Annotated in this window: 22 protein-coding genes and 1 tRNA gene; 11 read left to right on the forward strand and 12 right to left on the reverse strand. The window is 46.2% G+C overall.

Features of this window, described 5'->3' with window-relative positions; translation table 11 throughout:
- Positions 1 to 46 precede the first annotated feature (46 nt).
- Entirely contained in the window at positions 47 to 3,313 is a 3,267-nt protein-coding gene (locus tag D0X99_RS05635) for a glycosyl hydrolase (protein ID WP_119476670.1), read from the forward strand.
- 227 nt (positions 3,314 to 3,540) lie between these two features.
- On the opposite strand, the gene D0X99_RS05640 is transcribed toward D0X99_RS05635, so the two are convergent.
- Complete coding sequence (locus D0X99_RS05640) at positions 3,541 to 4,641, reverse strand: serine hydrolase domain-containing protein (protein WP_119476671.1); 1,101 nt, start codon at positions 4,639 to 4,641, stop codon at positions 3,541 to 3,543.
- Positions 4,642 to 4,877: 236 nt separating this feature from the next.
- On the opposite strand from D0X99_RS05640, the gene D0X99_RS05645 reads away from it, so the two are divergent.
- A complete protein-coding gene (locus tag D0X99_RS05645; RefSeq protein ID WP_158587678.1) occupies positions 4,878 to 6,227 on the forward strand; it encodes a DUF3748 domain-containing protein in 1,350 nt (449 codons plus the stop codon).
- A gap of 232 nt (positions 6,228 to 6,459) precedes the next feature.
- Here the strand turns inward: D0X99_RS05645 and D0X99_RS05650 are convergent, their stop codons facing one another.
- Positions 6,460 to 6,900 (reverse strand): DsrE family protein, encoded by a 441-nt coding sequence (locus D0X99_RS05650; protein WP_119476673.1) that lies wholly within the window; start codon positions 6,898 to 6,900, stop codon positions 6,460 to 6,462.
- 141 nt (positions 6,901 to 7,041) lie between these two features.
- Positions 7,042 to 7,115 (reverse strand) — tRNA-Asn (locus D0X99_RS05655).
- Between the two features lie 320 nt (positions 7,116 to 7,435).
- Between D0X99_RS05655 and D0X99_RS05660 the strand changes: the two genes are divergently transcribed.
- The 3 genes from D0X99_RS05660 to D0X99_RS05670 are packed head-to-tail and all read left to right on the forward strand — an operon-like array spanning position 7,436 to position 11,552.
- Complete coding sequence (locus tag D0X99_RS05660) at positions 7,436 to 8,725, forward strand: Gfo/Idh/MocA family protein (RefSeq protein WP_119476674.1); 1,290 nt, start codon at positions 7,436 to 7,438, stop codon at positions 8,723 to 8,725.
- A 44-nt stretch (positions 8,726 to 8,769) separates the two neighbouring features.
- Complete coding sequence (locus tag D0X99_RS05665; protein ID WP_119476675.1) at positions 8,770 to 9,228, forward strand: (2Fe-2S)-binding protein; 459 nt, start codon at positions 8,770 to 8,772, stop codon at positions 9,226 to 9,228.
- A gap of 23 nt (positions 9,229 to 9,251) precedes the next feature.
- On the forward strand, positions 9,252 to 11,552 hold the full coding sequence (locus D0X99_RS05670) for a xanthine dehydrogenase family protein molybdopterin-binding subunit (protein WP_119476676.1): 2,301 nt from the start codon (positions 9,252 to 9,254) through the stop codon (positions 11,550 to 11,552).
- Positions 11,553 to 11,615: 63 nt separating this feature from the next.
- Here D0X99_RS05670 and D0X99_RS05675 read toward each other — a convergent pair whose 3' ends face one another.
- Entirely contained in the window at positions 11,616 to 12,038 is a 423-nt protein-coding gene (locus D0X99_RS05675; RefSeq protein ID WP_119476677.1) for a hypothetical protein, read from the reverse strand.
- Between the two features lie 103 nt (positions 12,039 to 12,141).
- Between D0X99_RS05675 and D0X99_RS05680 the strand changes: the two genes are divergently transcribed.
- Both D0X99_RS05680 and ctlX read left to right on the forward strand, forming a co-directional pair.
- Complete coding sequence (locus D0X99_RS05680; RefSeq protein ID WP_119476678.1) at positions 12,142 to 13,002, forward strand: hypothetical protein; 861 nt, start codon at positions 12,142 to 12,144, stop codon at positions 13,000 to 13,002.
- Between the two features lie 2 nt (positions 13,003 to 13,004).
- Positions 13,005 to 13,937 (forward strand): citrulline utilization hydrolase CtlX, encoded by a 933-nt coding sequence (ctlX, locus tag D0X99_RS05685; protein ID WP_233553661.1) that lies wholly within the window; start codon positions 13,005 to 13,007, stop codon positions 13,935 to 13,937.
- An 80-nt stretch (positions 13,938 to 14,017) separates the two neighbouring features.
- Here ctlX and purB read toward each other — a convergent pair whose 3' ends face one another.
- Entirely contained in the window at positions 14,018 to 15,361 is a 1,344-nt protein-coding gene (gene purB, locus D0X99_RS05690; protein WP_119476679.1) for an adenylosuccinate lyase, read from the reverse strand.
- A gap of 224 nt (positions 15,362 to 15,585) precedes the next feature.
- Here purB and D0X99_RS05695 point away from each other — a divergent pair, with 224 nt between their 5' ends.
- Complete coding sequence (locus tag D0X99_RS05695; protein WP_119476966.1) at positions 15,586 to 16,689, forward strand: ferredoxin--NADP reductase; 1,104 nt, start codon at positions 15,586 to 15,588, stop codon at positions 16,687 to 16,689.
- Between the two features lie 62 nt (positions 16,690 to 16,751).
- Positions 16,752 to 17,201: a hypothetical protein gene (locus tag D0X99_RS05700; RefSeq protein WP_119476680.1), complete on the forward strand. Its 450-nt coding sequence runs from the start codon at positions 16,752 to 16,754 to the stop codon at positions 17,199 to 17,201.
- A gap of 33 nt (positions 17,202 to 17,234) precedes the next feature.
- Here D0X99_RS05700 and D0X99_RS05705 read toward each other — a convergent pair whose 3' ends face one another.
- From D0X99_RS05705 to polX, 7 genes are all read right to left on the reverse strand, one after another.
- Entirely contained in the window at positions 17,235 to 18,161 is a 927-nt protein-coding gene (locus D0X99_RS05705) for a DUF4097 family beta strand repeat-containing protein (RefSeq protein ID WP_119476681.1), read from the reverse strand.
- 18 nt (positions 18,162 to 18,179) lie between these two features.
- Entirely contained in the window at positions 18,180 to 18,980 is an 801-nt protein-coding gene (locus tag D0X99_RS05710) for a hypothetical protein (protein ID WP_119476682.1), read from the reverse strand.
- A 58-nt stretch (positions 18,981 to 19,038) separates the two neighbouring features.
- On the reverse strand, positions 19,039 to 20,082 hold the full coding sequence (locus tag D0X99_RS05715; protein ID WP_119476683.1) for a porin family protein: 1,044 nt from the start codon (positions 20,080 to 20,082) through the stop codon (positions 19,039 to 19,041).
- Between the two features lie 37 nt (positions 20,083 to 20,119).
- Complete coding sequence (locus D0X99_RS05720; protein ID WP_119476684.1) at positions 20,120 to 20,908, reverse strand: hypothetical protein; 789 nt, start codon at positions 20,906 to 20,908, stop codon at positions 20,120 to 20,122.
- Positions 20,901 to 21,470: an RNA polymerase sigma factor gene (locus D0X99_RS05725; protein ID WP_119476685.1), complete on the reverse strand. Its 570-nt coding sequence runs from the start codon at positions 21,468 to 21,470 to the stop codon at positions 20,901 to 20,903. Before D0X99_RS05725 ends, D0X99_RS05720 begins: the two co-directional genes overlap by 8 nt.
- A gap of 147 nt (positions 21,471 to 21,617) precedes the next feature.
- Positions 21,618 to 21,905 (reverse strand): hypothetical protein, encoded by a 288-nt coding sequence (locus D0X99_RS05730; RefSeq protein WP_119476686.1) that lies wholly within the window; start codon positions 21,903 to 21,905, stop codon positions 21,618 to 21,620.
- 124 nt (positions 21,906 to 22,029) lie between these two features.
- On the reverse strand, positions 22,030 to 23,733 hold the full coding sequence (polX, locus tag D0X99_RS05735) for a DNA polymerase/3'-5' exonuclease PolX (protein ID WP_119476687.1): 1,704 nt from the start codon (positions 23,731 to 23,733) through the stop codon (positions 22,030 to 22,032).
- 256 nt (positions 23,734 to 23,989) lie between these two features.
- Between polX and D0X99_RS05740 the strand changes: the two genes are divergently transcribed.
- Both D0X99_RS05740 and D0X99_RS05745 read left to right on the forward strand, forming a co-directional pair.
- Positions 23,990 to 24,388: an EVE domain-containing protein gene (locus D0X99_RS05740; protein WP_119476688.1), complete on the forward strand. Its 399-nt coding sequence runs from the start codon at positions 23,990 to 23,992 to the stop codon at positions 24,386 to 24,388.
- Entirely contained in the window at positions 24,385 to 26,001 is a 1,617-nt protein-coding gene (locus D0X99_RS05745; protein WP_119476689.1) for a transcriptional regulator, read from the forward strand. The genes D0X99_RS05740 and D0X99_RS05745 overlap by 4 nt, the downstream gene beginning before the upstream one ends.
- Positions 26,002 to 26,021 lie beyond the last annotated feature (20 nt).

Raw genomic sequence — 26,021 nt, forward strand, 5'->3', positions numbered from 1 at the left:
TTTCCATTTCCAAATCTGTAACTCCCTATTACCTAAGCTTTGATCCATGAAGAAATTTATTGCCTTCAGCCTGTTTTTACTTGCGACTACCGCCTCTTACGGTCAGCAAGATCCACTCTTGTCCAAGTTCCAAAATCCAACGAACGAAGCCAAGCCTCGGGTTTGGTGGCACTGGATGAATGGCAACATTACTCAAGAAGGTATTCGCAAGGATCTGGAATGGATGGATAAAACTGGAATCGGAGGTGTTCAGAACTTTGACGCCAATCTTTTTACTCCGGTGGTTGTCCCTCAGAAGTTGGTCTTCATGACCCCTGAGTGGAAAGCCGCCTTCAAGTACGCCTCTGATTTGGCAGGACAAAAGGGCCTGGAAATGGCGATTGCAGGTTCTCCGGGATGGAGCGTGACAGGCGGTCCCTGGGTCAAGCCGGAGGATGCCATGAAAAAGTATGTCTGGTCGGAGTTGGAAGTGGAGGGAGGAAAACCGTTCTCCGGAAAACTTCCCCGGCCATCCGATCAAACCGGAAAATACCAGGATGCCCACCTGGAAGGGGGCGGCCTTGGGGGAGGGTTTATTGGAGAAGTACCGAGTTTTTACCGGGATGCCCTAGTCATTGCTTTTCCGGTAGATGAAAAAAGCTTGGCAGAGTTGACTCCAACCATTTCCACCAGTGGAGGGGAGTTTACGTTGGACCTCTTGACCGACGGAAGCATTGCCCAATCTGCTTTTCTTCCCCCTATGGAAATCGGGCAGGATATGTGGATTCAATATGCCTTTGGTCAACCCCGGACTTTTCATGCTTTCAGCATCGCAGGAGCAATGAATGGACCTCTAGCAGAATTCAACGGAGGTCCGGAAAACCGGCGTCTCAAAGTCTCAGATGATGGGATCAATTTCAAAACCATTGCCACGGTTTCGGGCAGTACCGTTCCATTCAATACCGTAGCCATTCCTCCGACCACCGCGAAATATTGGAGAATCACCTACGAAACCTTACCTCCTCAGCCAAATGTCTTTGCTGCCATGGCTGGTCTACCTCAGCAGGAAAAGCCGGATGGAGTTCAGGTAGCTGAATTTCAGTTGTACACCTCCTCCCGAATTGATCAGGTAGAAGATAAGGCGGGATTTTCTCCTTGGCCTGAGGACAATTGCTTGGCGACAGGCTTGGATGCCCAAGGACTACAGGGAATAATTTCAGCAAAAGAAGTCATTGACTTGACTGCCCTCCTCAAGGAAGACGGAGGCCTCACTTGGACTGCACCTGCCGGAAAATGGAAAATCGTCCGCTTGGGCTATTCCCTGACTGGTCGTCAAAACCATCCCGCCTCTCCTGAAGCCACAGGCTTGGAAGTGGACAAACTGGATGCGGAAGCCGTCCGACGCTACATCAATCATTACCTGGATTTGTACCAAAATGCCACCGGTGACAAACTCGGTGCAGGAGGCTTGGAATTCATGATCCTTGACAGTTACGAGGCTGGACATATGAACTGGAGCGTGACTTTTCCGCAGGAATTTCAGAAGCGAAGAGGCTACAGCCTGGTCCCTTATTTACCGGCTTTGACCGGGAGAATAGTAAACAGCCTGGAGGAAAGTGAGAAGTTTCTTTGGGATTTCCGAAAGACCATTGGCGAGTTGATTTCGGATCATCATTACGATGTGATCGGCGAAGAATTGAATAAGCGCGGGATGAAACGCTATACCGAGTCTCATGAAAACAAGCGGATTTACCTTGCCGACGGAATGGATGTGAAACGAAATGCTGAAATTCCCATGTCGGCCATGTGGACTCCGGGCAGCTTGGCAGGCGGTGCCGATGAGGAAGTTCGGAGCGAAGCGGATATTCGTGAATCGGCTTCTGTGGCCAATATTTACGGAAAGCCCTTCGTGGCTGCGGAATCCATGACTTCTGTCGGCCGGCCATTTCAGGAATATCCTGAGCGACTTAAGCGTACCGCCGATTTGGAATTGGCATCCGGACTCAACCGATTTGTGATCCACACCTCGGTTCACCAGCCATTGGATGATAAGAAGCCTGGATTCTCCCTTGGCCCTTTTGGACAGTATTTTTCACGACAGGAATCCTGGGCAGGGATGGCCAAGCCTTGGATGGATTACTTAGGGAGGAGTTCAACCATGCTTCAGCAAGGCCGAAATGTAGCCGACATCCTTTACCTCTATGGTGAAAACACCAACATCACCTGGATTGCCAGAGAGAAACTTCCTCAAATTCCAAAAGGCTACGAGTTTGACTTCGTGAATGCCACGGCATTGCTGGAAGCCATTCAAGCCGAAAACGGTAAGCTAAAAGCCAAAAGTGGAAATACTTACGAGGTCCTAATGTTGGATGAAAGCGCAAGTCTGATGACTTTGCCTGTTCTGAAAAAGCTGAAAGTATTGGCGGATGCTGGAGTAAAAATCATTGGCAAACGTCCGGTGAAATCTCCGAGTCTGAGTGATTCCGATTCTGAATTCCAAGCCTTGGCGGATCAGATTTGGGATAAGGAAAATGTGGGTTCCGAGGTCAAAATTCCGGTTGCTGCTGACGTGCAACTCTCCGGGACGGACCATAAAATCCTCTTCCGTCACCGAAAAACCAACTCTGAGGAAATCTTTTGGCTGAACAATAGAAATGTAAATCCGACTACGGCTACCGCAAGCTTTCGGATCACAGGCAAAAAACCTATGCTTTGGAATCCAATCGATGGAAGTGTCCAAGAGGTTTCCTACGAAATAAAAAACGGCAGAACAGAAGTCCCTTTGAAATTTGAATCCTGGGATGCCTTTTTCATTGTTTTCAGGGAAAGTGTAAGCCAAAATTCCTATGCGATTGCCGCGAAAAGCGAAAGTGTTGCCGTTGAGATCAACGGAATCTGGAAGGTTGATTTTAGTGCGAAAAAGTCTGATTTCGCAACCCTGAATTCCTGGTCAGACCATTCTGATCCGGAGATCAAGTACTTCTCAGGCACTGCTGCCTATTCCAATTCGTTTAACATTTCACAAAAAGAAAGTCAAGCGGCTTACATTCTGGATTTGGGAGAGGTAAAAAACCTGGCTGAAATCATCGTAAACGGTCAAAATCTGGGAGTCGTCTGGAAAACTCCGTTCAGAATTGATATCAGCAAGGCGTTGAAAAACGGGGATAACCAAGTGGAAATCCGGGTGGTCAATACTTGGGTAAACCGACTCATCGGAGATGCCCAGCCCGGAGCAAAAAAGTCAACTTTCACCACAATGCCTTTTTACCGTGCAGATTCCCCCTTGGTCCCTTCAGGTTTGCTTGGGCCGGTGCGGGTGATCAAGTTGGATTGAGGTGAGGTGTTAATGATCAAAAATAGAGTTCTCGCAGAGTCGCAAAGAGCCTTTGCGTCTTTAGCGCTTTAGCGAGAAGAAAGAAAGGACTTCTTTGGAAAAGCTAATCGTGCTTCATCTCCCCTCTTCTTGAGATAAGAGGTCTGGTGTTAAAGAGAAAGGTTTACAAATTCTTAGGTTAAGGCACTTTCAAATCCCACTTTGATACCATGAAGTGTGGGACTTGTTTATTTTCCACTCAAGGCATTCAAAGCTTCGCCAAACACAGGGGGCACTCTTCCTTTCCAGATTTGGCTGTAATTGGTTGCCATGGCCAGGTCCAAACTCGGAAAATAAACCACCTGAGTTCCCCAAAATCCCGCATGGGCAAAGGCTTCCACGCCATTTATCTCGATTCGGTAAATACCGATTCGATAGTCCATCATCGGAGCGGAAGCATAACTCCCCGGTTGAAGCATCTGCTCAAGGGTACTTGGGTTTTTAAAAACTTCCCCATGGAACAGAGCCAAAAAGAAACCGCTCAAATCCTCCGTCGTTGACAGCAATCCTCCTCCTCCAAAATAATCCATGCTGGGGTGAAACGAATAAGTGTCCTGTCCCTGAAAATACTGGTGGATTCTGGCCTGATCTACTTTTGGATTCAATCCTTCGAAAGCGGTGTTCTGAAGTCCCAGCTTTTCAAAATCTAGGATTTCGGGGATGGTAATCCCCAGCGTTTTCCCCTGGATGTTTTCAATGATTTCTCCCAGAATGATATAACCTGTATCGGAATAACTGAACTTCTCACCGGGAGCACTGATGGGTTCTCCGGCTTCCACGCAAAGCTTCAGTTGCTCCGTTCGGGTCCATTCATGGCCTCCAGGTTGGAGGACTTTTTCGAAGAAAACCGGAGCGTGCGTATGATCAAAAAATCCGGCATTGTGCCTCAGGACTTGAAGTATGCTGATTTTTTCCAAGTCATAGTCCTGACTTAGGATTTGGATATGGTCAGGTGAAAGGTAGTTAGAAATCGGGTCCTCAAGCCTGAGTTTGCCTTCTTCCCAAAGTTTCAAAATCGAAGCGGCAACAAATGTTTTGGTTACGCTGGCAATCCTAAAGGTTTGGTCTTGGAGTAGCTTTTCACCGCTTTCCCGAGCTGAAACTCCTGCTGCACCGGACCACTTGATTTCCCCATCTCCAGACTGAATATGAAAGAGAATTCCGGGGACATCCTGATTTAGCTGACTTTCCAGAATGGTCTGAAGGATTTGGCTATCCGGTTTTTGCTGGGAAAAAAGCTCCGAGATTCCGAGGAAGAAAATAAGGAGGAAGAAGGGGATTTTTTTCATGCCGGAAGTTAATTGAAAAAGTTTGGGAGCAGAAACAGTGGAATCAAGGACTTAAATTTTGGTGTAGCTTATTCTTTCAAGCTTAAACTAATCGAACAAGGTTTAACTTGAGTATATCTCAGGTGAGATATTTTCCTACTATGCTTAACTTCTTACGGCAATCGGGTCTTATTTTTTCCTTCAGTAGTCTGATGGGATTTGGCTTAATTCCGTACTCTCCTCAATTGAATGACCCTATGAATACACTTGTCATAAACCCAAATCCTGTGGAAAGGCAACTCACTTTTGGCAGCCAAGGCTATTTTCTCAATCACCGGCAGGCCTTTTCGCCCAATGACGAATGGTTGGCTTTTGACGGAAGAAAAGAAGATTCCAAAATGGGCGAAAATGACTTGATCGGTTTGGTAAACATCCATTCTGGGCAAATTCTGGAAGTTTATCGAGTTCCCAAGCAGCAAGCTTTTGGACCGGGCTCGGGAGCCGTAAGCTACCATCCGCATCGTGAAGAGGTAGTATTTATCCGAGGGTTGCTATCTGCCGATGCGGAGAATCCCTACTATTTTACCAGAAGGTCCGCCATGGGACTTAATCTGGAAAACAAACAAGCGCCGGAGCTTTTTCATTTGGATGCAAGGGATGTTACCCCACCGTTTACTCCCGGGGCCCTCCGAGGGGGAAGTCATGCGTATAGCTATTCCCAAGATGGAAATTGGGTGAGTTTCACGTACAATGATGATGTGATGGAAAAAGCCGCCGCGACCAATCCCCAACTCAAAGACCTGCGGACCGTGGCTTTTATGGTCAGGGGGAAAAAAGTGGAGGTCCAAGCTGAACCCGGTAGGGAAGGGGATGAATTTTCAGGTTCTCACTTTGCCGTCTTGGCAGCGGAGGTAGTTCCCTTTCCTAAGCCCGGTTCGGATGAAATTCAAAAGGCCTGCGAGGAGACTTGGGTAGGTCATGACGGGTATGTAAATGCGCAGGGAGAAAAAATTCCTCGGGCCTTGGCCTATTTGGGAGATGTCGTCACGGCTGAAGGGAAAGTCGTGACTGAGGTTTTTGTGACGGATATTCCGGAAGACTGGGACAAAAATTTGAAGGATCAAAATCTAGGAGGTACCGAGGTTTCCTTTCCGGAAATGCCCAAATCCTTCACTCAGCGCAGAATCACTTTTACTTCTGACAGGAAATATCCTGGAGTCCAGGGACCCCGGCATTGGTTGAAAAGCTCCAAAAACGGCGACCGGATTTTCTTCTATGCCAAATCGGATGATGGAATCGTCCAGATTTTCAAGGTATCACCGAATGGAGGTCAGCAGGTGCAAATCACTCGGAATGAATTTTCTCCCGACACCGCCTTTAGCCTAAGTCCGGACGATTGTTGGATCGCCTTTGGGTACCAAAACCAACTTTACCTTACGGAAGTAGCAACCGGAAAAACCCAAAAAGTAGGACCTACTCCTCCAAAAGGCCAAAGTGAACTCTGCAATATCAACTGGTCCCACTCGGGGAGAATCCTTGCTTACAACAGGAAAGTGGATTCGGGGAATGGAGCGTATTTTCAGGTGTTTTTGTTGGAGGTTTTTTGATTAGATCATAAGAGATAGGTTCTCTTTCTTATTTCTTGACATTTAAAATGATGATTCCAATGTGGACAAATTGAATGAAATTCCATTCAAAATCTTTGGTTGAAAAAACAAAAAAGCCCTCAGAACTGAATCTGAAGGCTTTTCTTGGGCTTTGCCTAGACCAAGTATTTTTTTGACCTAGCCTTAAACTACCATCAGCCAGTTGCTGGCGAGTGTATAAACCTTATTTTCCTCAGTACAAGATTGAATTATAGCCCAAAGCCTGTAACTGGAGGATCCGTATGGTGTAAGTTTCTACCACATCCAACCCCGGAAAAAGCTGCCCTTTGGAAACGCCGAGTCTTTTCATCGCTACACTACAGATACTGACCCGGACTTTACCATTGTATTTTTTAAAATATTCTTCAAGTTCAGATCCTTTTACCATTGTTTTGACGACCGGACCCTTCACTACAATTTCAAAATTTTCGAATTGGACCCCATTTTCTAAAAAGGTATCATAAACTGACAAGGCGCTTTTTAGGCCATCCTCGTCTTGTACCCCGAAGACGTAGTTTGGTGTTTTATTGAGGTCGGAAACAGTTCCTTTTTCAAGGACTGTCTGGCCTAAACTGGTTTCAATGGCAAGAAATGAAAGTGCGAGTGAAACAATAAACCAAATTGATTTTTTCATAGCCGAGGCAGGTTTTGGGAATAGAAAAAGGATAAGATGATTAAAAATAAGGATTTTGCAGGAAAACGAGGGAGGGAAGAGAAAAGGCAACGCCAGAAGGAATAAAAAAAGTCTCAAATCTAATGATCTGAGACTTTTATGCTCCCCCTCTAGGGCTTGAACCTAGGACCCCATGATTAACAGTCATGTGCTCTAACCAACTGAGCTAAGGAGGAGTTTGACGTACCCTTTCGGAAAACGTGTTGCAAATGTAGGTTCATCCCCTTTTTATTCCAAATCACTTTTTGAAAAAATCTTTTATTCTCCACTATTCCGCTTTCTTCTGATTCTATTTCAGGGACTTATTTTTTGGAAAGGCTCAAAGAAGTTCCTCAGGTACATTCAACTTTTGCTTTAATCACCTGATTTTTCAATAATAGTGCAGGAGGGACTTTGTCCAAATTAGGGATTCCGAATTCGACTTTCCGAAATTCCTGCTCCTCGATTGCCATTTCCGTCAATTTTTCCTAACTATATTCATTAACCCAGTTCCACCATGAAACATCAGCTTAACCGACGGGATTTTCTCCGTTATTCTGTCCTCACGGCTCTTGGAATACAGTTTCTTCCCTACACCGGACTTCGTGCCGCTCCTTCTGATCGGGTGCGGATAGCTCACATCGGACTAGGTGGAATGGGGCTTTCCCACATGAATTGGTTTGCCAATCTTCCTGAGGCTGAGATTGTGGCTCTTTGTGACGTGGATATCAACCGGGCGAATGAAGCCTTGATCGCCCTGAAAAAAATCCACCCTGATACCAAAGCAGAGGTTTTTCAGGATTTCAGAAAGATCCTCGATCGGCAGGATATCGATGCAGTGACGATCGCCACACCGGATCATTGGCACGCCCAGATTGCGATTTTGGCGTTCCAATCAGGCAAGGATGTGTATGGGGAAAAGCCGCTTTCTTATTCCATGCGGGAAGGACAATTGATGCTCAAGTCTCAGCAGGAAACCGGCAGAATTTTCCAATTAGGCACTCAAATCCATGCCGGTGACAATTACCATCGGGTGGTGGAACTCATCCAATCCGGTGAGCTGGGCAAAATCAAAACCGTTCGCCTTTGGAGAACCGGTGAGCCTCCCTTGATCCCTTCGCTCACCTACCAAGCGCCACCGGCCAATCTGGACTGGGACATGTGGTTGGGCCCTGCGCCGATGTCAGATTACGCTCCCGAGAAATGCCATTTTAACTACCGCTATTTCATGGAGTACTCAGGAGGGGTTTTTCAGGATTTCTGGTCTCATATCGCGGATGTGGTCTGGATGTCCATGCCTCCAAAAGGCCTGAAAAGCATTCTGGCAAACGGCGAAAAATCAGAAGGAGTGGGTGATACCCCCAAATGGCTGGACGTGGATTTTAAATTCAAAAAACTGGATATCCACTGGACTTCCATTCCTCCTGATGTGCCCGGAGCCCAAGAGCGGGGAATCGGTGCCTATTTTGAAGGGAGTAAAGGGACATTGATTTGTGATTACGGCAGCAGAGAAATCCGCATCAACGGTCAAGTTTTGAAAGATATTCCCGAAATCCCCAAGACGATCCCAAGATCTCCAGGCCATCAGCAAAATTTTCTGGATGCAGTGAAATCCAGAACTCAGCCTGAATCCTACCTTCACTACGCCCGTGAAATGACCCTTCCGATGCACCTCGCACTGATTTCTTTTAAATTGAAAAAACAACTGAAATGGAACCCAAAGACAGAGACATTCAAAAATGATCCGGAAGCGGATAGCCTACTTTGGAGACCATACCGAGAAAAATGGAATCTTATCGGTGCTTAATTTTCCGATTTTAATTACCTTCTACCCTTTGTTACCCAAACACTATGGAAAACTACACGCTTTCGATCAACGGAAAAAAGCAGGAAGTCACTGCACCCGAAGACATGCCCTTACTCTGGGTGATTCGGGATTTATTGGACATGAAAGGAACCAAATTTGGTTGCGGTCAGGCGCTTTGCGGAGCTTGCACTGTTCATTTGGACGGTGAGGCCGTGAGATCCTGCAGTTTGCCGATTTCTCAGGTGGGGGAAGGTAAAATCACCACAATTGAAGGATTATCGGAAGCCGGCGATCATCCATTGCAGACCGCTTGGGTGGAGCATGTGGTACCCCAATGCGGGTATTGCCAATCCGGGCAGATTATGAACGCGGCAGCGTTACTCACCAAAAATCCTTCTCCGTCCGAATCGGATATTGAGGAAGCGATGCAGGGTAATCTTTGCCGCTGTGGCACCTACAATCGAATCAAGGATGCCATCCTTACCGCTTCCAAATCCCTCTAAACCCTCCCTAAATCAGCAAGCATATGATGCCTAAATTGCCATTTTTGAAAAAGCAGAAGACGGATACTTCCACTTCGCTCGGTACAGCAGATCGCAGTGAGATTTTCATGCCTTCGAGAAGGGATTTCCTCAAAATCGGCTCCTTAGCCGCAGGAGGATTTGTCCTGGGAGTCAATTTCCAATGCAGTGGACCCAAAGGGGAAGTAATCACCTTTGCTCCGAATGTCTTTGTCACCATCGGTTCGGACAATATCGTCACCATCGTGGCGCACCGCTCTGAAATGGGAACCGGAATCCGGACTTCCCTGCCCATGATCGTGGCAGATGAATTGGGAGCAGATTGGAGCCTGGTGAAAATCGTTCAGGCCGAGGGAGACGAGGAAAAATACGGCAACCAAAATACAGACGGTTCTTTTTCCGTCAGGATGTTTTACGAGCCAATGAAAAAGGCTGGCGCTACTGCCCGTCACATGCTGGTTGAGGCCGCTGCCAAAGAGTGGGGTGTGACACCGGCCGAATGTGATACCGAAGCCAGCCATGTCATTTTGAAGGAGTCTGGTAAGAAAATCCCGTTTGGAGATCTGGTGGAGAAAATAAAAACCATGGAATTGCCCAAACCGGAAGCACTGACGATGAAGGAATTTTCCAGCTACAAGCTGGTGGGCAAGGATGTTCCGATCTACGATGCCAAGACCATTGCTACGGGTCAGGCGGTTTTCGGAGCGGATGTCAATCTTCCCAACATGTTGATTGCGGTCGTTCGTCGAAGTCCTGTAGTCGGTGCGAAGGTGGTTTCATTTAATGATGCAAAAGCATTGGCCATTCCCGGAGTAAAGAAGGTTGTGAAAATAGACGGGCCAGGACTTCCTGCAGGTTTGGATAAGCCCTTGGAGGGGATTGCCGTTTTGGCGGAAAATACCTGGGCAGCCATCAAAGGACGGGAAGCCTTGGAAATCGAATGGGACCTAGGTCCCAATCAAACCTATAATTCAGCTGCCCAATTGCAGGAAATGTTGAAAAGTACTGCAGGAAAAGGTACGGTAAAGCGTGCCCGTGGAAATTTTAACCAGGCAAAATCTGCCTCCGGAAAAGTGCTTGAACGAACGTATTTGGCTCCTTTTTATGCTCATTCCACAATTGAGCCGCCAGCAGCAATTGCTGATGCAAAAGCCGATGGATCTGTGGAGGTCTGGGCTCCAACCCAACATCCGCAGTGGGCAAGAGGAGCAGTTGCCGGTGCCTTGGGGATTGATGTGGCCAAGGTGAAAATGAATGTGACCTTGTTGGGAGGTGGTTTTGGGCGGAAGTCCAAGCCTGATTTTGTGGCTGAAGCAGCAGTCCTTTCCAAAGCAGCTGGAGTTCCGGTTCGGGTTCAGTGGACCCGTGAGGATGATCTTCACCATGATTTCTTCCATTCGCACAGCGCACAGCGTATTGTGGCGACTTTGGACAAAACCGGAAATCTAACGGGATGGAATCACCATACCGTTTTCCCGGCCATCGGATCTTCCAATACTCCTGCTCCACCCTCAGACGGGGAATTGGATCTGGGTGCTCGGGATTTTCCTTATGAAGTGCCCAATATCCAGATCGAGGCTCATGAATCCTCTGCACATACCCGGGTTGGATGGCTCCGCTCTGTAAGTAACATTCACCATGCCTTTGCGATCTGTACGATGTTGGATGAGATAGCTGAAGCCAGAGGTCTCGATCCAGTCGATCAGGCACTTCAGCTGCTAGGTGAGGATAAGAATCTATCCTTTGCCAGTGAAATGGTGGGTGACTATGGAAATTACGGGGAGAAAATCGAAGACTTTCCCTGGAATACCGGCAGGATGAAAAAAGTCATCCAGACTGTCGCTGAAAAATCCAACTGGAAGCAAAATCTTGCAGCTGGGAAAGCAGTCGGCTTTGCGGCTCACAAGAGCTTCCTGACCTATGTCGCCTGCGTGGTGCTGGTGGAAAAAGATGCCGCAGGAAAAATCACCATTCCTGAAGTACATTATGCAGTGGACTGCGGAATCGGGGTAAACACCGATCGGATTCGTTCCCAGTTTGAAGGAGGTGCCCAGTTTGCGACCAGTTTGGCAACGACCTCGGCAATCACTTTCGAAAACGGTCAGGTTCAACAGAACAACTTCGACACCTATCAGATCATCCGAATGCCTCAGGCACCGAAGAAGATTGAAGTACATATCGTGCCCAGTATGGAAAAACCAACCGGTGTCGGAGAGCCTCCCGTTCCACCTTTTATCCCTGCCTTGGCTAATGCGGTGTATAAACTGACCGGGAAGCGGATTTACGAATTACCCTTCAAAATCTAGTTTTCAATTAGCAGTGATCAGTAGGCAGTTTGCATTGACTGCCTACTGAACTCTGTTTACTGCCTACTGATCTTTAGTGCTGAATTTCCGGGTCATGGTCTTGATGAATTTCACTTTTCGGAATCTCAAGGCAGACCAGTCCGCATCGATGGCGATTTGTCTAACGACCTCATAGTCAAGTTCCCCAACTTTTTTCCAGCCCGAATCACGGTTGATTTGGGCTTTGTATTTTTTGGAAGTTCCTTTAGGGTAGGCCATCCATAGGATTTCATCCTCAGGAGATAGGGAATGCAGTTGGGGAAAAATTTTCCCAACCTCTTCTTCCGTTTCTACAAATGCCAGCAGGAAGTTCGGTTTTTCATTTGAACCGGCCATCCAACCTTCTTTCCGCCAAGTTTCAATAAGGGATTCCAAATCCGTTGGGACATTCCAAACCCCGATTTTCATTCCCGCTTTGAAATTCATTTTCTTTAAAATAGGATCCATGACTCGCTCGTTTTGAAATAACTTTTCCAAATTTACAGGACTGGATTGGCCCTTTTTTTACCAAAAACTGCCAATTCCCGCATATTCACTCTGTTCTAGGCCAATGTACAAATTACTTCCTTTTCTGTTTTTTCTGTCCCTATCAACTTTTGCACAGCATATTCCCGATTCGGTATATCTTTCCGGAATCCCTGTTCGAACGGTTGAAAATCCTGTTTTGGAAGAAATGAGTGGATTGGCTTTCTCCAAAAAGCATCCGGATAAATTCTATACCCACACAGACAGCGGAGGGGAAATCGCTGTTTTTGTCCTGGATGCGCTTGGGAATGAAATAGGGAAAATCAATCTGGAAGGTGTAGAAAACCGGGATTGGGAAGATATCGCTGTGGCCCCTGGACCTGGTGATAAATCTTTCGTTTATGTAGCTGAAATAGGAGATAACCTCGGTGTCCACCAATCGGTGCAGATTTTCAGGTTTCAGGAGCCTGATAGATTCAAAAGTGAAGTTGGGGTAAAGCCCGAAATCCTGACTTTTACTTATCCGGCTGGAGCGATGGATGCCGAAAGCCTTTTCGTTGATCCGATTTCCGGAGACATATTTGTCGTTTCAAAAAGAGACAGCCAAAACACGCTTTTTCGTCTCAAATCAGGCGATTTTGGAAAGTCAGGTGTGGTTGCGGAGGAAATGGGAAAGCTGCCTTTTACCAGCTCGACCGCAGCGGATATCAGTCAGGATGGAAGTAAAATCCTGATCAAAAATTACTTTAAAGTTTTCTTCTGGGAGCGCAAAAAAGGGGAATCAGTTGCGGAAGCGCTATCTCGTACGCCGAAAGAATTGCCTTATGTGCCGGAACCGCAAGGAGAGGCGATTGGCTTTCAGCCGGATGGCAAGGCCTATTATACCATCAGTGAAAAGCGGTTTAACATCCTGCCGGTTCTTTATCGCTTTCCAGCAAAAAACTAAGTATGCAAACCAGTTCTCAACTTTTGATGGTTCGTCCTGCCAATTTTGGTTTCAATCCCGAAACGGCCGGGAATAACTTTTACCAGAAAGTGGATGAGCGATCTGCCGAGGATATCCGGGAATTAGCCAGAAAGGAATTTGACGGAATGGTGGCGATGCTTCGAGATCAGGGGGTAAATGTCCTGGTGATTGACGACTCAGCCGTTCCTAAAAAAACTGATTCGGTTTTTCCAAATAATTGGTTCAGCACACATCCCGACGGAAAGGTGATTCTTTATCCGATGTTTTCTCCAAATCGCAGGTTGGAGCGAAGAAAAGACATCATCGAGCAGCTAATGCAAAGGGGATTTAAGGTGAATGAGATCATTGATTTGAGTTTTTTTGAAGAGAGCCATCAATTCCTGGAAGGGACAGGAAGTATGGTTTTGGACCATCAGGCAAAGGTGATTTATGCCTGTTATTCGGATCGAACCCATCCGCTTCCCCTGGAATACGTGGCTAAAATTCTAGGGTATCAAGTGGTCGGCTTTGAGGCGGTTCAGGAGGTTCAAGGTAAAGTCAGCCCGATTTATCACACCAATGTGATGATGCATGTTGGGACTAACCTTGCCGTGGTCTGTCTGGACAGCATTGCAAAAGCATTTGACCGTCGACTTGTTCAGGAATCCTTAACCCGATCGGGTAAAAAGGTAATTCCCATCACCCCCAAGCAGAAATTCAATTTTGCCGGCAATATGCTTGAGGTAGGCAATGATGGAGGGGAAAAGTTTACCGTGATGTCCCAGACTGCTTTGGATTCACTGAATGTGGGACAGATTCAACAAATTGAAAAGTATACGACCATCATCAGTCCATCCATTCCAACGATCGAAAAGTTGGGCGGAGGCAGTGTCAGATGCATGATGGCTGAGATTTTTCTAGCGAAAAATCAGTAGGCAGAGGCCAGTGACCAGTAAGCAGTGATCAGTAGGCAGTAGGCACTGGAAACTGATCACTGAATACTGCAAACTGAAAATTAAATCCCGGTGTAATTAAATGGTGTAATTGCCTTCAATTCCACTTTTAATTCATGGGAAATCGGCAAACCATCCACAAAATTGGCGATGGACTCCTGGGTGATTTTGGAGTTGGTTCGGGTCAGATCGCGCAGGGCTTCGTAAGGTTTTGGAAATCCTTCTCTTCGCAAAATGGTCTGAATCGCCTCGGCCACCACAGCCCAGTTTTCCTCCAAGTCCGCATCAATCGCGGCTCGGTTCAATTCCAACTTGCCCAATCCTTTTTGCAGGGATTCCAGAGAAATTAGCATGTGTGCCAAAGGTACTCCGATGATTCTCAATACGGTGCTGTCGGTCAAGTCCCGTTGTAATCTGGAGATTGGAAGCTTCGCTGCCAAATGTTCCAGGAGGGCATTGGCGATTCCCAGGTTTCCTTCTGCATTTTCAAAATCTATCGGGTTGACCTTATGGGGCATGGCTGAGGAACCTACTTCACCGGCTTTGATTTTTTGCTTGAAGTAATTCATCGCTACATACTGCCACACGTCTTTGGAGAGGTCCAACAGGATGGTATTGATGCGTTTTAATCCATCAAAAGTCGCAGCCAGGTTGTCGTAATGCTCGATTTGGGTGGTTGGGAAAGAGCGCTCTAGTCCCAAGTAGTTTTCCACGAAAGTGAAGGCAAACTCATTCCATTCAAAGTCTGGATAGGCAACCACGTGCGCATTCATGTTGCCTGTAGCTCCTCCAAACTTTGCGGAATAAGGCACCTGCTCAAGGAGTTCAAGTTGTTTTTTCAATCTAATCACGAAGACCTCAATTTCTTTACCCAGTCGGGTAGGAGAGGCAGGTTGTCCGTGGGTTTTTGCCAGCATCGGAATCTCACCCCATTGATCTGCAAGATCTGCCAGTTTCTCGATCACTTCTTCGAGTTGGGGTAAAATCACCTCCTGAAGTCCGTTTTTCAGCATCAGGGGAGTTGCGGTATTGTTGATATCCTGAGAAGTTAGTCCAAAATGGATAAACTCCTTGTATGCTTGCTGTCCAAGTTGATCAAACTTTTCCTTCAGAAAATATTCCACGGCTTTCACGTCGTGATTGGTGGTTCGCTCTGTCATCTTGATCCACTCGGCATCTGACAGGCTGAAGTGCTTCACGATGTTGCGCAATGCAGGAAAAAGGCTGTGGTCAAAATCGGCTAGCTGGGGTAAAGGAAGCTGGCACAGGGCAATGAAGTATTCGACCTCCACATGCACACGGTATTTGATTAGGGCAAACTCTGAGAAAAAAGCCCGGAGCGGGGCGGTTTTGCCGGCATAGCGACCATCCACTGAGGAGACGGCGGTCAGGGCAGATAATTCCATTTTATATTGATTTTGCTTCGCAAAGATGATTCAGATCCGATTTTCGGAAGGCGCAATTTAGGGTATTAGACTCAAAATCGGGGACTGGAAAAGATAATTATCCTTATGAACCAAACTTACTTTCGACATTTAGGGTTTTGATGGGGAAATTCTCGGACTACAGTACAATTATCCCAAACCGGGGTTTAATTTTGCAGCCGAATAACAGCTCAGAAAGATTCCAGATGTTCAATTTATTCAAGAAAAAGAAAGAGGAAGTGAAGGTAAATCCCTACTTACCTCTGAAAGTGCGTGAGGTAGTGAGGGAAACGGAGGATACTGTAACCCTTTATTTTGAGCAGCCGGAGCCTTTTTTGGAGTATAAGCCGGGTCAGTTTTTGACTTTGGTTATGGATTTTGAAGGAAAAGAACAGCGCCGTTCATACAGCCTTTGCACTTCTCCTTTTGTGGATCCTTTTCCAGGTATTTCCGTGAAGCGTGTTACTGGGGGACTTTTTTCCAATTTTCTGAATGAGAAGATTTTCCCCGGCAAAACGATCAACGTCCTCAAGCCTTTGGGAAATTTTACCACTGAATTTCACTCTAAAAACAGAAGACATTTTTTTCTGATTGCTGGAGGAAGTGGCATTACTCCGATCATGGGGATTCTTAAGTCAGTACTGGTCAATGAACCCAATTCGATCATTACACTGATTTACAGCAGCAGAAATGAGGAACAGATTATCTTCAGAAATCAACTGGAACTCCTGGAAAAAGCGAATTCCGATCGTCTGAAAGTCATCCATAATCTAAGCCAACCCTCTGAAAACTGGAATGGACTGAAAGGGAGACTTTCACCGTCCTTGCTGAAAGAGCTTTTTGCAAAAGCGGAATATGAGGAGCGCTACGAGGAAGTTTACTTCGTCTGTGGCCCCGAAGGCATCATGGAAACCACTCGCACAGTCCTGGAAGAATTGGGGGTAGATAAGGAGCGCATTCATCACGAGAGCTTTTATTCTGCCGCTGCCCATCAGGCACATGAAGAGGCTCTGGCAGGGATCAACAAAGGGATCCTGTCCCGGGATGTGAAAATTGTGTTGGAAGGCCAGGAGCACCTCGTGACCGTAAGTCCGGAAAAAACCGTGCTGGAAGCAGGATTGGCGGCTGGACTCAATATGCCTTACAGCTGTCAGAGTGGCTTATGTACTGCTTGTCGCGGAAAAGTATTGTCAGGTCAGGTGAAGATGGACGAGGATGCAGGACTTAGTGAGAAAGAACTTGCGGCGGGTTATGTACTTTGCTGCGTTTCAAGACCACTTACCGACGACATCAAAATCACCATCGAATAAATACCTCTATTTTGGAAATTGAGCAAATCCGCCGCGTATACCGGCAAACCGAGCGTCTGACAATGATCCTGCTGATCTTGGCTTTGCCGGCTTTTGGTTTGGTATATCTCTACCAAAATTCCGGAAATATTAACTGGAATCTGCCCCAAATGTCAGGATTCTTTGTGTGGTTTCTGGCTGGTTTTACCTCCATGATTTTGGCCGCACATTATGTTCTTTTTCATCAAAAAATAAAGCTATCCTTCAGTCAGGATGAACTCTTGGAAAAAGTAAAAACCTACTGTGCTGCAACAGAGAGGCGATTTTTGATCCTGTTTTTGGTTTCGATCCTGGCAACAGTAGGACTGCTGCTCAGTAAGAATCCGATTTTTACAGTAATTTTCGCAGTGACCTTGGTTTTCTTTTCTTTGGGAAAACCAAGTCCCGACCGGATGGCCCGTTTGATGAGGCTAAAAAAAGAAGACCGGGAACTTATCAGAGAAGCTTCCCGGCCTGATCAATCGGAGATTTGAGATTCGAGGTTGATCTCAAATCTCAAATTTTCATCAATTCACGATGGTGATGTTCCCGGAGGTGATGTTTCCTTTCACCCAATTCGGCGCACCATTGTCGATTTCCAAAGATTTTCCGGTGTTGATGCCGCCTACTTTTAGGTTGCCTGAGGAAGCTTTGAGTGAGAAGTTGAATTCTTTCAGGTTGGACCCGGTCTGGACATTGAAATTTCCGGAAGTTCCGCTGAAACGGGTGTTTTCGCCCAGTCCTGCATTGGTTGCCCGGATATTCCCTGAGGTAAACTGAAGCATTCCCAATTTCCCGATGTTGTTCAGCTTGGCATTTCCGGAGGTCAGTGATACATTGAATTCACCTGATATTCCGTCCGCATCTACCGAACCACTGGTCGATTCGTAATCCACATTTCCGGTTACGTTGACAAAATTGGCGTTTCCTGAAGTGACTCCTCCAGTGACGTTTCCTTTTACCCCGTTGACATTGAGATTGCCGGAAGTAGCTTTGATGTTCAGATTTCCGGTCACATTGTTGGCGGTGACATTGCCTGAGGATACTCTGACAGAGGTGTTTTCGCTGCTGATCTTATCGACAGTGAGGTTTCCTGAGCTTCCTCTGACGTCCAAAGCCATACTTTCCGGACCGGTGATGTTGATGTATCCCTTGTTTTTGGAATTCCAGTTGTAGGAGTTTTGCTTTTTGGTGTGGGTGATTTTCAAGACATCTCCAACAGTGATAAACACAATGTCCTGATCTGTGTCATTGGATTCCAGATAAGCTTCCACAGCCACTTGGGAGTCTGTACCTCCTTTATAGCTGACATTGAGCCAGCCGCTTTCAACCTCAATTCGTTTGATACCGGGATAGGTTTTCTTGGTGTCCACAAGGACATTTTGGGCAAAAGCAGCCGATGCGATTAGCATCAGGACGATTGCCAGTGATAGTTTGGTGTATAGGATTTTCATGGTAAGTGATGATTAAGATTAGTCTACTAAGATTCCAAAGCTCATTGCCTGGAGTTCAGGACCTTTTCCTGGTTCGAAAAGGTCATTCAGATCATAATTGAAAAAGAGGGTCAGGTCCCCGATGCCGATTTCAGATCGGAGTCCGTAGCGTACATTATCGACATACATATTCGATTTTTCGAAGAGTTTATTCTCTTCTCCTTCGGCATCGTCATAGACGAACTTACCTCTGCCACCAATTCTTAAGCCGGCATAGCCACCTAATCCTACTCTGAAATTCCCGTCATTCGTACGAATAGTTGGAACAAGGGTGACATTAACGTAAGAGGCGGAGATTTTGGATTTAGTACCTACTCCCTCGTCAAATTCCTGAAATTCAATTCCATCGGGAGTCTTTACAGCAATGATATCTGTGTCCTCAAACTTGAAATTGTACCAATTCACGCCCAAGGCGGATTTGAGGTGGAAATTTTTGCTAGGCTTCCAGGTGCCGGTAGTGTTCAGGGCTACATACCAGCTTCCCCAAGGCTTTACTTCAGGGGCCCCTTTATCTAAAGGCCAAATGTTGATTCCGACTTCCGGTTCCAGAAAATTGGTTGAGAAATTGGAATGCTTGTGGTCTTTGTAATCACTGTAATCGATGTCTTCGATATCCCATTCGTAGGTTTTGGATCCATCTGAGAATTTGGTGACTTGCCAAGTTTTGCCAAACATGGTGTAAACCTTCGTTTTTTCGCCTTCCATGGCGGTCTTTTCCTGAGCAAAAACAGAGAAGGAAAGAAGGGTAAATAATAGCGCGGTTAAGCTGAGCGGTTTCATAGAGTTGGTTTAGTATAAAAGCAGGTAAAAAGGGGAGATTGCTCTCCCCGTTGTTTTCTTAAAATACAACCCCAAAAGTGATCGGGTTGAGGGCTGGACCTTTTCCTTCCTGGAACAGTTCATTCAAATCGTAGGTAGTGAAGAACTTCACTCGTCCGACGCCCAATTCCCCACGGATACCGTATCGAAGGTTTTCGAGGTAAAGTCCAGTAGCTTCTTTGTCTTTCTGACGGCCTGAACCACCGATTTCCTCATACACATATTTAGACTGTCCTCCCAACCGGTAACCGATATATGGTCCTGCAGCGATTTTCATTCCTCTTTTGCCCTGATCATTCATTTGCCCAAAGTCCAGTTCCAGCATGGTAGTGGCAGTCAGGTAGGAAGAGGAGATTTTACTCTTGAATCCATCCACATCAGTTCTTTGGATAAAATCGATGGCGTCCTCACCTCTTACAGCCTGATAATCTCTGTTTTCAAACTTGAAATTATAGAAGTGAAATCCGATTCCGAAGTTCCAGTGGAAGCCTTTGGAGATTCGCTGAGCAGCCATCCAGTTCATGCCTACCATCCAGCTTCCCCAGCCTTTGACTGCATAGGGTTCGTCTGAGGTTGGAAAATCGCCGTCCTCCAGGTAATTGTTGACGCCCAAGTCCATAGTAAAGTAGGATCGGAAAGGAGGATCTGTGTTCTTTTTGGGTCCTGTTTCCACTTTTACCCGGGTATTTTCACCGGATTCGTCAACGTAGACTCTTACCCCGGCCACGTTGACTTCGGTTTCCGCACCGTCTTCATAGACTTTGACTACTTCTTTGACGGAACCGTCACGCTTGCGGATCTCGACGATGGTCAGTTCTCCGGTTTCTTTGTTTTCCTCCAGATCCAGCTCGCTTATGATCTGGTTGATGTTCATAAGCTTGAGTTTCTCGAAGTCCTCTTTGGACTCCACGATGATGACGACTTTTCCGGATTTTCCGAATTCGACTACCACGCTGTCTTTCATGACCAAGCTCTCGGTCAGGATTGGGTTGTCTTTCAGGTCTGAGGCAAAAGCGACCTGAACAAGTGCCATCAGGCAAAATAAAAGCAGGTATTTTTTCATTTTTTGATTCGATTAAAAGAAGTGGGTTGGTTTAGTTTTAAGGTTTTTCGTCCGCTTGGCTTTTCTTGCTTGTGAGTGTAGCGAAGAGGTTGTCTTTTTTGTCCTGGATGCTGATCAGTCCGTCATCCACTTTTCCCAGCAATCCTTCCACCTGGCCTACAGTCTTGCCGAGCTCGGTGATCAGATTTTTGTTGGCAGGTTCTCCTTTTTTGACCCCATCGGAGTAGATACTCACCCGGTAAAGCGGCTCATCTTCGGTCTGAGGTTTCGCTTCGGCTACGGTTTTTTGGATTTCCGGGGTTTTCAGTTCGGGGATGGTTACCTGAAGTTCTTCGGTCTTGAGTTCAGGAATTGTTTCTGATTTTGGAGATACTGTTTGTGGGTTTTCAGCCTTTGCAATCAGGTTTTGAGGAGCCTGAGTCAATGCCGGTGCAGGAGTTGGTTTAGTTTTCGTATTGGTCGCAGGCTTTTCTTCAGGCTGACTCGATGGTATTGTGGTTTCGGTTTTTTCTTCAGTTTGAGGAGTTGGCACTTGCAAAGTTTCCGCTTGTTCAGTGGACTTTGGAGTGATTACTTCCGGCAGTTCGGTCTTTGTTGCCATCAGGTTTTCCTCAGAGAGTCCTTCTTCCCTTGGCCAAAACAGGTAACTGGCCACCAACAAGGCAGTAACCGAGGCAGCGATTGCCCACCAGATTCCAAAAGTGGATTTGGATTCTTTTGGGAGTTGGCTTTCGAGCCTTTCCCAGGCGAGTGCACTTGGTTTTTCCCGATGTCCTTCCAGCTTTTCTCTGAAATGCTGGTCGAATTGTTCGTTTGTCTTAGCCATGGTTCGTCTTGGTTTTGGGTTGCAGACTGGCAATTTTTTCTTTGAGCGCTGTTCGAGCTCGGTTGAGTTGAGATTTGGACGTGCTTTCGGTGATGCCCAGCAGATCCGCAATTTCCTGATGTGCATAGCCTTCAATCGCATAGAGGTTGAAGACGGTGCGGTATCCAACCGGAAGGCTTTGTACCAGTTCCATCAGTTCGGCTGCCTCCAGGTGAGTCAGTTCGTAATGGTGGTCGCCGTATTCGTACTCGGCTTCCAGATTGACTTCCATCATCAGATGACGGTTGCTTCTCAACGTCATGAGTGCCTGAGTGACGACGATCCGCTTCATCCAGCCTTCGAAACTCCCTTTGTACTGAAACTGGGGAAGCTTTTCGAAGATTTTCATAAAGCTTTCGATCATCACATCCTCGGCATGTTCGCGATCCTTGAGGTATCGCATGCAGATGGCCAGAAATTTCCCTGAATAGGAATCGTACAAGTGACGCTGGGCTGACCGATCACCCTTGAGGCATCCCTTGATAAGTCCTTCTTCAGTTGAAAAATTGGATCTGTTAAACATTCCGGTTGGCTTTCAAATAGGTAGATGCAGGGCTTAAAAAAATGGTTGCGTTGGGTTCTGAAAAAAAAGTTAAAAATTTTATCCTATAAAATAAAACGCCTGAAAATCAGTTGATTTCAGGCGTTCTTTTTTTTGATTTTTTTCCTGTCAGAGTGAGAAAATAAAAAACAGCAAGGCAACTGTCAGGACCACGATCATCATTTGGGACTTTTCCTTGTACTCCTGAGCGAGCTTCCTTTTTTTCAAAACCAGAACTGCCAGACTCAAGCCAATGATCTGGAGCAAAAGACTCGCTCCGTTTAGCGGACCCATGGGAGCTTCCAAAATGTGATAAATGGAATTAAGGATCGAAAGTGTACCTAGGATAATTCCTGTAATGCCAAAAAGGAAGGCTCTTTGAAGTAATACGGGCTCGGGCTGGTCAGTCCATTTCATTTGGTGGTATCTAGATTTTAGTATCAGGTATCAAGAGGGGAGAAGCAAGATTTGAGAAACAAGAAGCAAGAGAATAGATATAATTTCAAATTCTCGATTCTGCTAACTGATCACTGAAAATTGCCTACTGTATTTTTGCTTTTCGCTTTGCAAAGTAAGCAGCAATTTCTTCCCGGCTTAGCGTATTGAATGTCATTTCTTTGGTTAGCCCGCCTTTCCTCCCGACCAGTACGCCGTATTTCATGTCGGCATAGCCCTCCATTTCGTGGGCGTCAGGATTGATGGCGAGCATTATCCCTTTTTCCAAGGCGTAGTTTACCCATCTCCAATCGAGGTCGAGTCTCCAGGGATTGGCGTTGATTTCGATGACTACTTTGTGCTCAGCGCAGGCGTCGATGATGGCTTTATGGTCGATCGGATAGCCTTCTCTTCGAAGTAAAAGCCTGCCGGTCGGATGACCCAATATGGTGGTGTAAGGATTGGCAATGGCACGAAGCAGTCGCTCAGTCGCGCGATGGATATCCATATTCAGAACCGAGTGAACCGATGAAACCACAAAATCAAAACTTGCCAATACGTCCTCGGGATAGTCCAAACTTCCATCTCCTAGGATGTCGCTTTCAATCCCTTTGAAAATGCGAAATGGAGCTAATTCTTTGTTCAGCTCGTCAATTTCGGCATGCTGCTTCAGAACTTTTTCGATTTCCAGGCCCCCGGCATAGCTTGCTGTCCGACTGTGATCCGCTATTCCCAGGTATTCATACCCCAAGTATTTGCAGTATTCGGCCATCTGTCTCAAGCTGTGCTTGCCATCGCTGTAGGTGGAGTGGTTGTGCAGAATTCCTTTGAGATCCGATTCCTCCAGCAATACAGGAATTTTTCGGTCCTTGGCCAGTTCTACTTCTCCAAAACCCTCCCGCATTTCTGAGGGAATAAATTGGAGCTCATTTTTAGCGAAAAATTCCTCTTCGGAGTGATAATTTCGCTTGATCAGTTTTTCAGCTATGGTTTCTGAGTCATCAACAAAACTCAATAAGTGGGCTTTGGAGGCGGAGAAAGCCATTTTTTTCCAAGGAAAATCAGCTTTGGAGCAAAAGTGAAAAACGATGTCCAAGTCATGATCCCGGAATTTCCCTTTCCAGGTTTTTGGACCGGAAAGCTGCCAATTCCACTCGATAGGTTCTAAGGTGCTCAGGTGGGATTTGATCGGAGCGAGTCCTTCCGATCCGATCAGAATTTCAGCTTCAGAGATAATCTCAAGTTTTCTCGCAAAATCCCCTACGATGGCCAACTCGGAATGGGTAAGCAGGTGGGACAAGGAATTAGCAAACTGATTGACGAGTTCTTCCACATCCGCATACAGCCACTTCCCGGCAGTTGAGGCTTTGAATTCCAGATTCTGGATGATGGTTTCCTGGGTTTTTTCCCCGAATCCTTTGATCAGGGCTACTTTTCCGCTTTGGCAAGCCTCCATCAATTCATGCGTGGAGGTGATGCCCAGTTCTTCCCAAAGTGTCTTGACCTTTTTGGGGCCAAGGCCTTTGATCTGCAGGATTTCCAAAATTCCAGCCGGTGTTTTTCCGACCAATTGATCCAACAAGGGAAATGTTTCGGTGGACTTAAGGTTTTGGATGGCTTCGATAACGCTTTTTCCGACCCCGTTGATCTGGGATAGTTCGGCGTCGCTAAGCTCCATAATGTCCTGATCCCCACGCTCCAGGGAGGTCAGGGCACTTTGGTACCCCCGAATTTTAAAGGGGTTTTCATCATGGAGTTCCATCAGTTGGATACTCAGCTTTAGCTTTTTTAATATCGTTTTATGATCCAAACCAGTAAGAATTTCGTGTCAGTACTCAGACAAATGTCTTTAATTATTGTTTCAATTTAAAGGTCTTTGGGTTATCTTATGTCGAAGGGGTAATGCTGATTGCCGGATGATTGATGCAGAATGTTGGATGTGGGTTTTAGGCCGTAATTTTCCAGTGTTGTGGTCAAAACGCAAGCTGGTAAACAGGCTGCCTTGATCCGCCCAGCTTTTTACCCCAGATACCCAATAACCTAAAACTAATAACTGTATCCAACGCATGAACTACTGGATGGTCAAAACGGAACCCAGCTCGTATTCCTGGGATGACTTTGTGAAAAAAGGACAGGATGTGTGGGATGGCGTGAGGAATTATCAGGCGAGAAATTTTCTGAAAGAGATGCAATTGGGAGATCCCGTATTGTTTTATCACAGTGGAAAAGACAAAGCCGTTGTAGGCATGGCAGAAGTTTCTCAGGAGGCCTTTCCTGATCCAAAGGACGAATCTTGGGTAGCGGTAGGACTGAGAGTAAAACAAGCTTTGAAAAATCCGGTGAGTTTGGAAGTGATCAAGTCTGAAGATCGTCTTTCGGAAATGCTGATGCTTCGGCAGTCGAGGCTTTCTGTGATGTCTGTTACCAAGGAAGAGTTCAATCTGATCTTAGCTTTGGCTCAATGAAAAAGATTTTGCCATTATTGATTTTCATCCTTTTAGGTTGGAATGCCTTAGCGCAGGTGAAGTTTGTGTCCAGATTTGAAATCCAGGGAGACCCGTACGATCCTTTATTTGAGATGATGAGGATTCCCAATGGATTGGTTTCTTTTAGAACTTATCAGGCCAGGGGTTTCTCCTCCGCCAAAGTTTTTCAATACCTCGTTTCGGACACCGAACTCAAATCTTCTGGAATAAAGGAACTCAGTATAAAGTCAGGTTATGAAATGGTGGGCTATGATACAGACGGGAACAATCTGTTTGTCTTGATGGCCAAAGGCCTCACTGCCAATGCCGACAAATACATTTTGCAGGTAAATCTGGAGTCTAATGTGGGATTTGAAATTCCTGCTCAAAACCTCCTCGAAGTTGAACTTGTGGAGTTTTTGGTACAAAAGCGCAAAGCAATTTTTATGGGAAGCGCGGAGGGCAGACCGGTACTTCAACTTTATGACCTGGATGATAAAAGCATCCGCACCGTGCAGGGGGTGTATGGAAACAATACGAATGTTTTGCAGATACGAAAAATGCCCGAATTGGAGGCATTGGAGGTTGTAGTCAGTCGAAAGGGCCAATACAGGGACCTGGAAACTTCCATTATTACCTTTGACATGCAGGGCAATTTGGTCCGTGAAGTGAAGGTTGACCAGTTCGGTGAACCTGGGCAGGAGATTCTTGAGGGGCTGCTATTGGCGGATGAAAATTACCAACAGGTGATGATCGGATCTTATGGTCTAAACGGAAGAAGTTCCTATCAAGGTATGTACATCATGGAAATCAATGAGTTTGGAGAATATGAGTTCAAGCTGTACACGCTCGAGGACTTTCCGAATTTCTACAATTACCTGGGAGAAAAGCAGAAGTTGAAGCGGGATATGGAAATCCTCGAAGACTTGGAAAAATCAAAAATCCCATCTATCAGAAATACCTATTCTATCCGGGATGTTCGCCAGACTGAGGATGCGTATTACGTTTACTTTGATCAATATAACCTTATTACCAGCCGAAGCGGTCGCCCATCTGGATTGGCTCCAAACAATTCCTACAGGTATGACCGAATCAACCGGATGGGATATGCCCCTTATTATATGGATCCGTTTGTGTCACCCAATATGGCTACACAGGTCTATGGCCTGACTTCGGAGTACCAGTATGTTTCTGCACATTTTGTGAAAGTGGCTAAGTCCGGTGAGGTAATTTGGGACAACTCGGCCAGATACGATGATTTTACGACCACATATCCAGAACCTTTCGGGGAAATTGCAGTAGTGGGCAATGATCTCTATCACCTCTATGTCGAAAATGATCAAATCAAGGCCAGTTTTTTCAGAAATGGGGAGCGTGTTTTTGAGCATGAGAATTTTGGTCTGGAATTGTTGGATGAGAATGAACGTATCCGAAATACAGATTTTGCTTCCCTTAGGTTAGTGCATTGGTACGATAGGTACTTTATTTTGACCGGACAGCAAACCATCCGGTCTTTGGGACCTGACGGTAGGGAGCAAATCAGGGATGTGTTTTTTATGAGTAAAATTCTTGTGGACGGGGATTTGTACCAGTTGGAGAAAGAACAGGACTAGTTTTATTTTCTATATTTACG

Source organism: Algoriphagus lacus, from assembly GCF_003583985.1.
Lineage (GTDB): Bacteria > Bacteroidota > Bacteroidia > Cytophagales > Cyclobacteriaceae > Algoriphagus > Algoriphagus lacus.

Bases quoted from the DNA above. Each gene is read 5' to 3' on its own strand.
- D0X99_RS05700 (WP_119476680.1), top strand. From the start codon at position 16,752: ATGATCCTGCTGATCTTGGCTTTGCCGGCTTTTGGTTTGGTATATCTC.
- D0X99_RS05730 (WP_119476686.1), bottom strand. From the start codon at position 21,905: ATGAAATGGACTGACCAGCCCGAGCCCGTATTACTTCAAAGAGCCTTC.
- D0X99_RS05650 (WP_119476673.1), bottom strand. From the start codon at position 6,900: ATGAAAAAATCAATTTGGTTTATTGTTTCACTCGCACTTTCATTTCTT.
- D0X99_RS05665 (WP_119476675.1), top strand. From the start codon at position 8,770: ATGGAAAACTACACGCTTTCGATCAACGGAAAAAAGCAGGAAGTCACT.
- D0X99_RS05740 (WP_119476688.1), top strand. From the start codon at position 23,990: ATGAACTACTGGATGGTCAAAACGGAACCCAGCTCGTATTCCTGGGAT.
- D0X99_RS05720 (WP_119476684.1), bottom strand. From the start codon at position 20,908: ATGGCTAAGACAAACGAACAATTCGACCAGCATTTCAGAGAAAAGCTG.
- D0X99_RS05710 (WP_119476682.1), bottom strand. From the start codon at position 18,980: ATGAAACCGCTCAGCTTAACCGCGCTATTATTTACCCTTCTTTCCTTC.
- D0X99_RS05670 (WP_119476676.1), top strand. From the start codon at position 9,252: ATGATGCCTAAATTGCCATTTTTGAAAAAGCAGAAGACGGATACTTCC.
- D0X99_RS05660 (WP_119476674.1), top strand. From the start codon at position 7,436: ATGAAACATCAGCTTAACCGACGGGATTTTCTCCGTTATTCTGTCCTC.
- D0X99_RS05715 (WP_119476683.1), bottom strand. From the start codon at position 20,082: ATGAAAAAATACCTGCTTTTATTTTGCCTGATGGCACTTGTTCAGGTC.
- D0X99_RS05705 (WP_119476681.1), bottom strand. From the start codon at position 18,161: ATGAAAATCCTATACACCAAACTATCACTGGCAATCGTCCTGATGCTA.
- ctlX (WP_233553661.1), top strand. From the start codon at position 13,005: ATGCAAACCAGTTCTCAACTTTTGATGGTTCGTCCTGCCAATTTTGGT.
- purB (WP_119476679.1), bottom strand. From the start codon at position 15,361: ATGGAATTATCTGCCCTGACCGCCGTCTCCTCAGTGGATGGTCGCTAT.
- D0X99_RS05695 (WP_119476966.1), top strand. From the start codon at position 15,586: ATGTTCAATTTATTCAAGAAAAAGAAAGAGGAAGTGAAGGTAAATCCC.
- D0X99_RS05675 (WP_119476677.1), bottom strand. From the start codon at position 12,038: ATGGATCCTATTTTAAAGAAAATGAATTTCAAAGCGGGAATGAAAATC.
- D0X99_RS05645 (WP_158587678.1), top strand. From the start codon at position 4,878: ATGAATACACTTGTCATAAACCCAAATCCTGTGGAAAGGCAACTCACT.
- D0X99_RS05680 (WP_119476678.1), top strand. From the start codon at position 12,142: ATGTACAAATTACTTCCTTTTCTGTTTTTTCTGTCCCTATCAACTTTT.
- D0X99_RS05635 (WP_119476670.1), top strand. From the start codon at position 47: ATGAAGAAATTTATTGCCTTCAGCCTGTTTTTACTTGCGACTACCGCC.
- D0X99_RS05640 (WP_119476671.1), bottom strand. From the start codon at position 4,641: ATGAAAAAAATCCCCTTCTTCCTCCTTATTTTCTTCCTCGGAATCTCG.
- D0X99_RS05725 (WP_119476685.1), bottom strand. From the start codon at position 21,470: ATGTTTAACAGATCCAATTTTTCAACTGAAGAAGGACTTATCAAGGGA.
- D0X99_RS05745 (WP_119476689.1), top strand. From the start codon at position 24,385: ATGAAAAAGATTTTGCCATTATTGATTTTCATCCTTTTAGGTTGGAAT.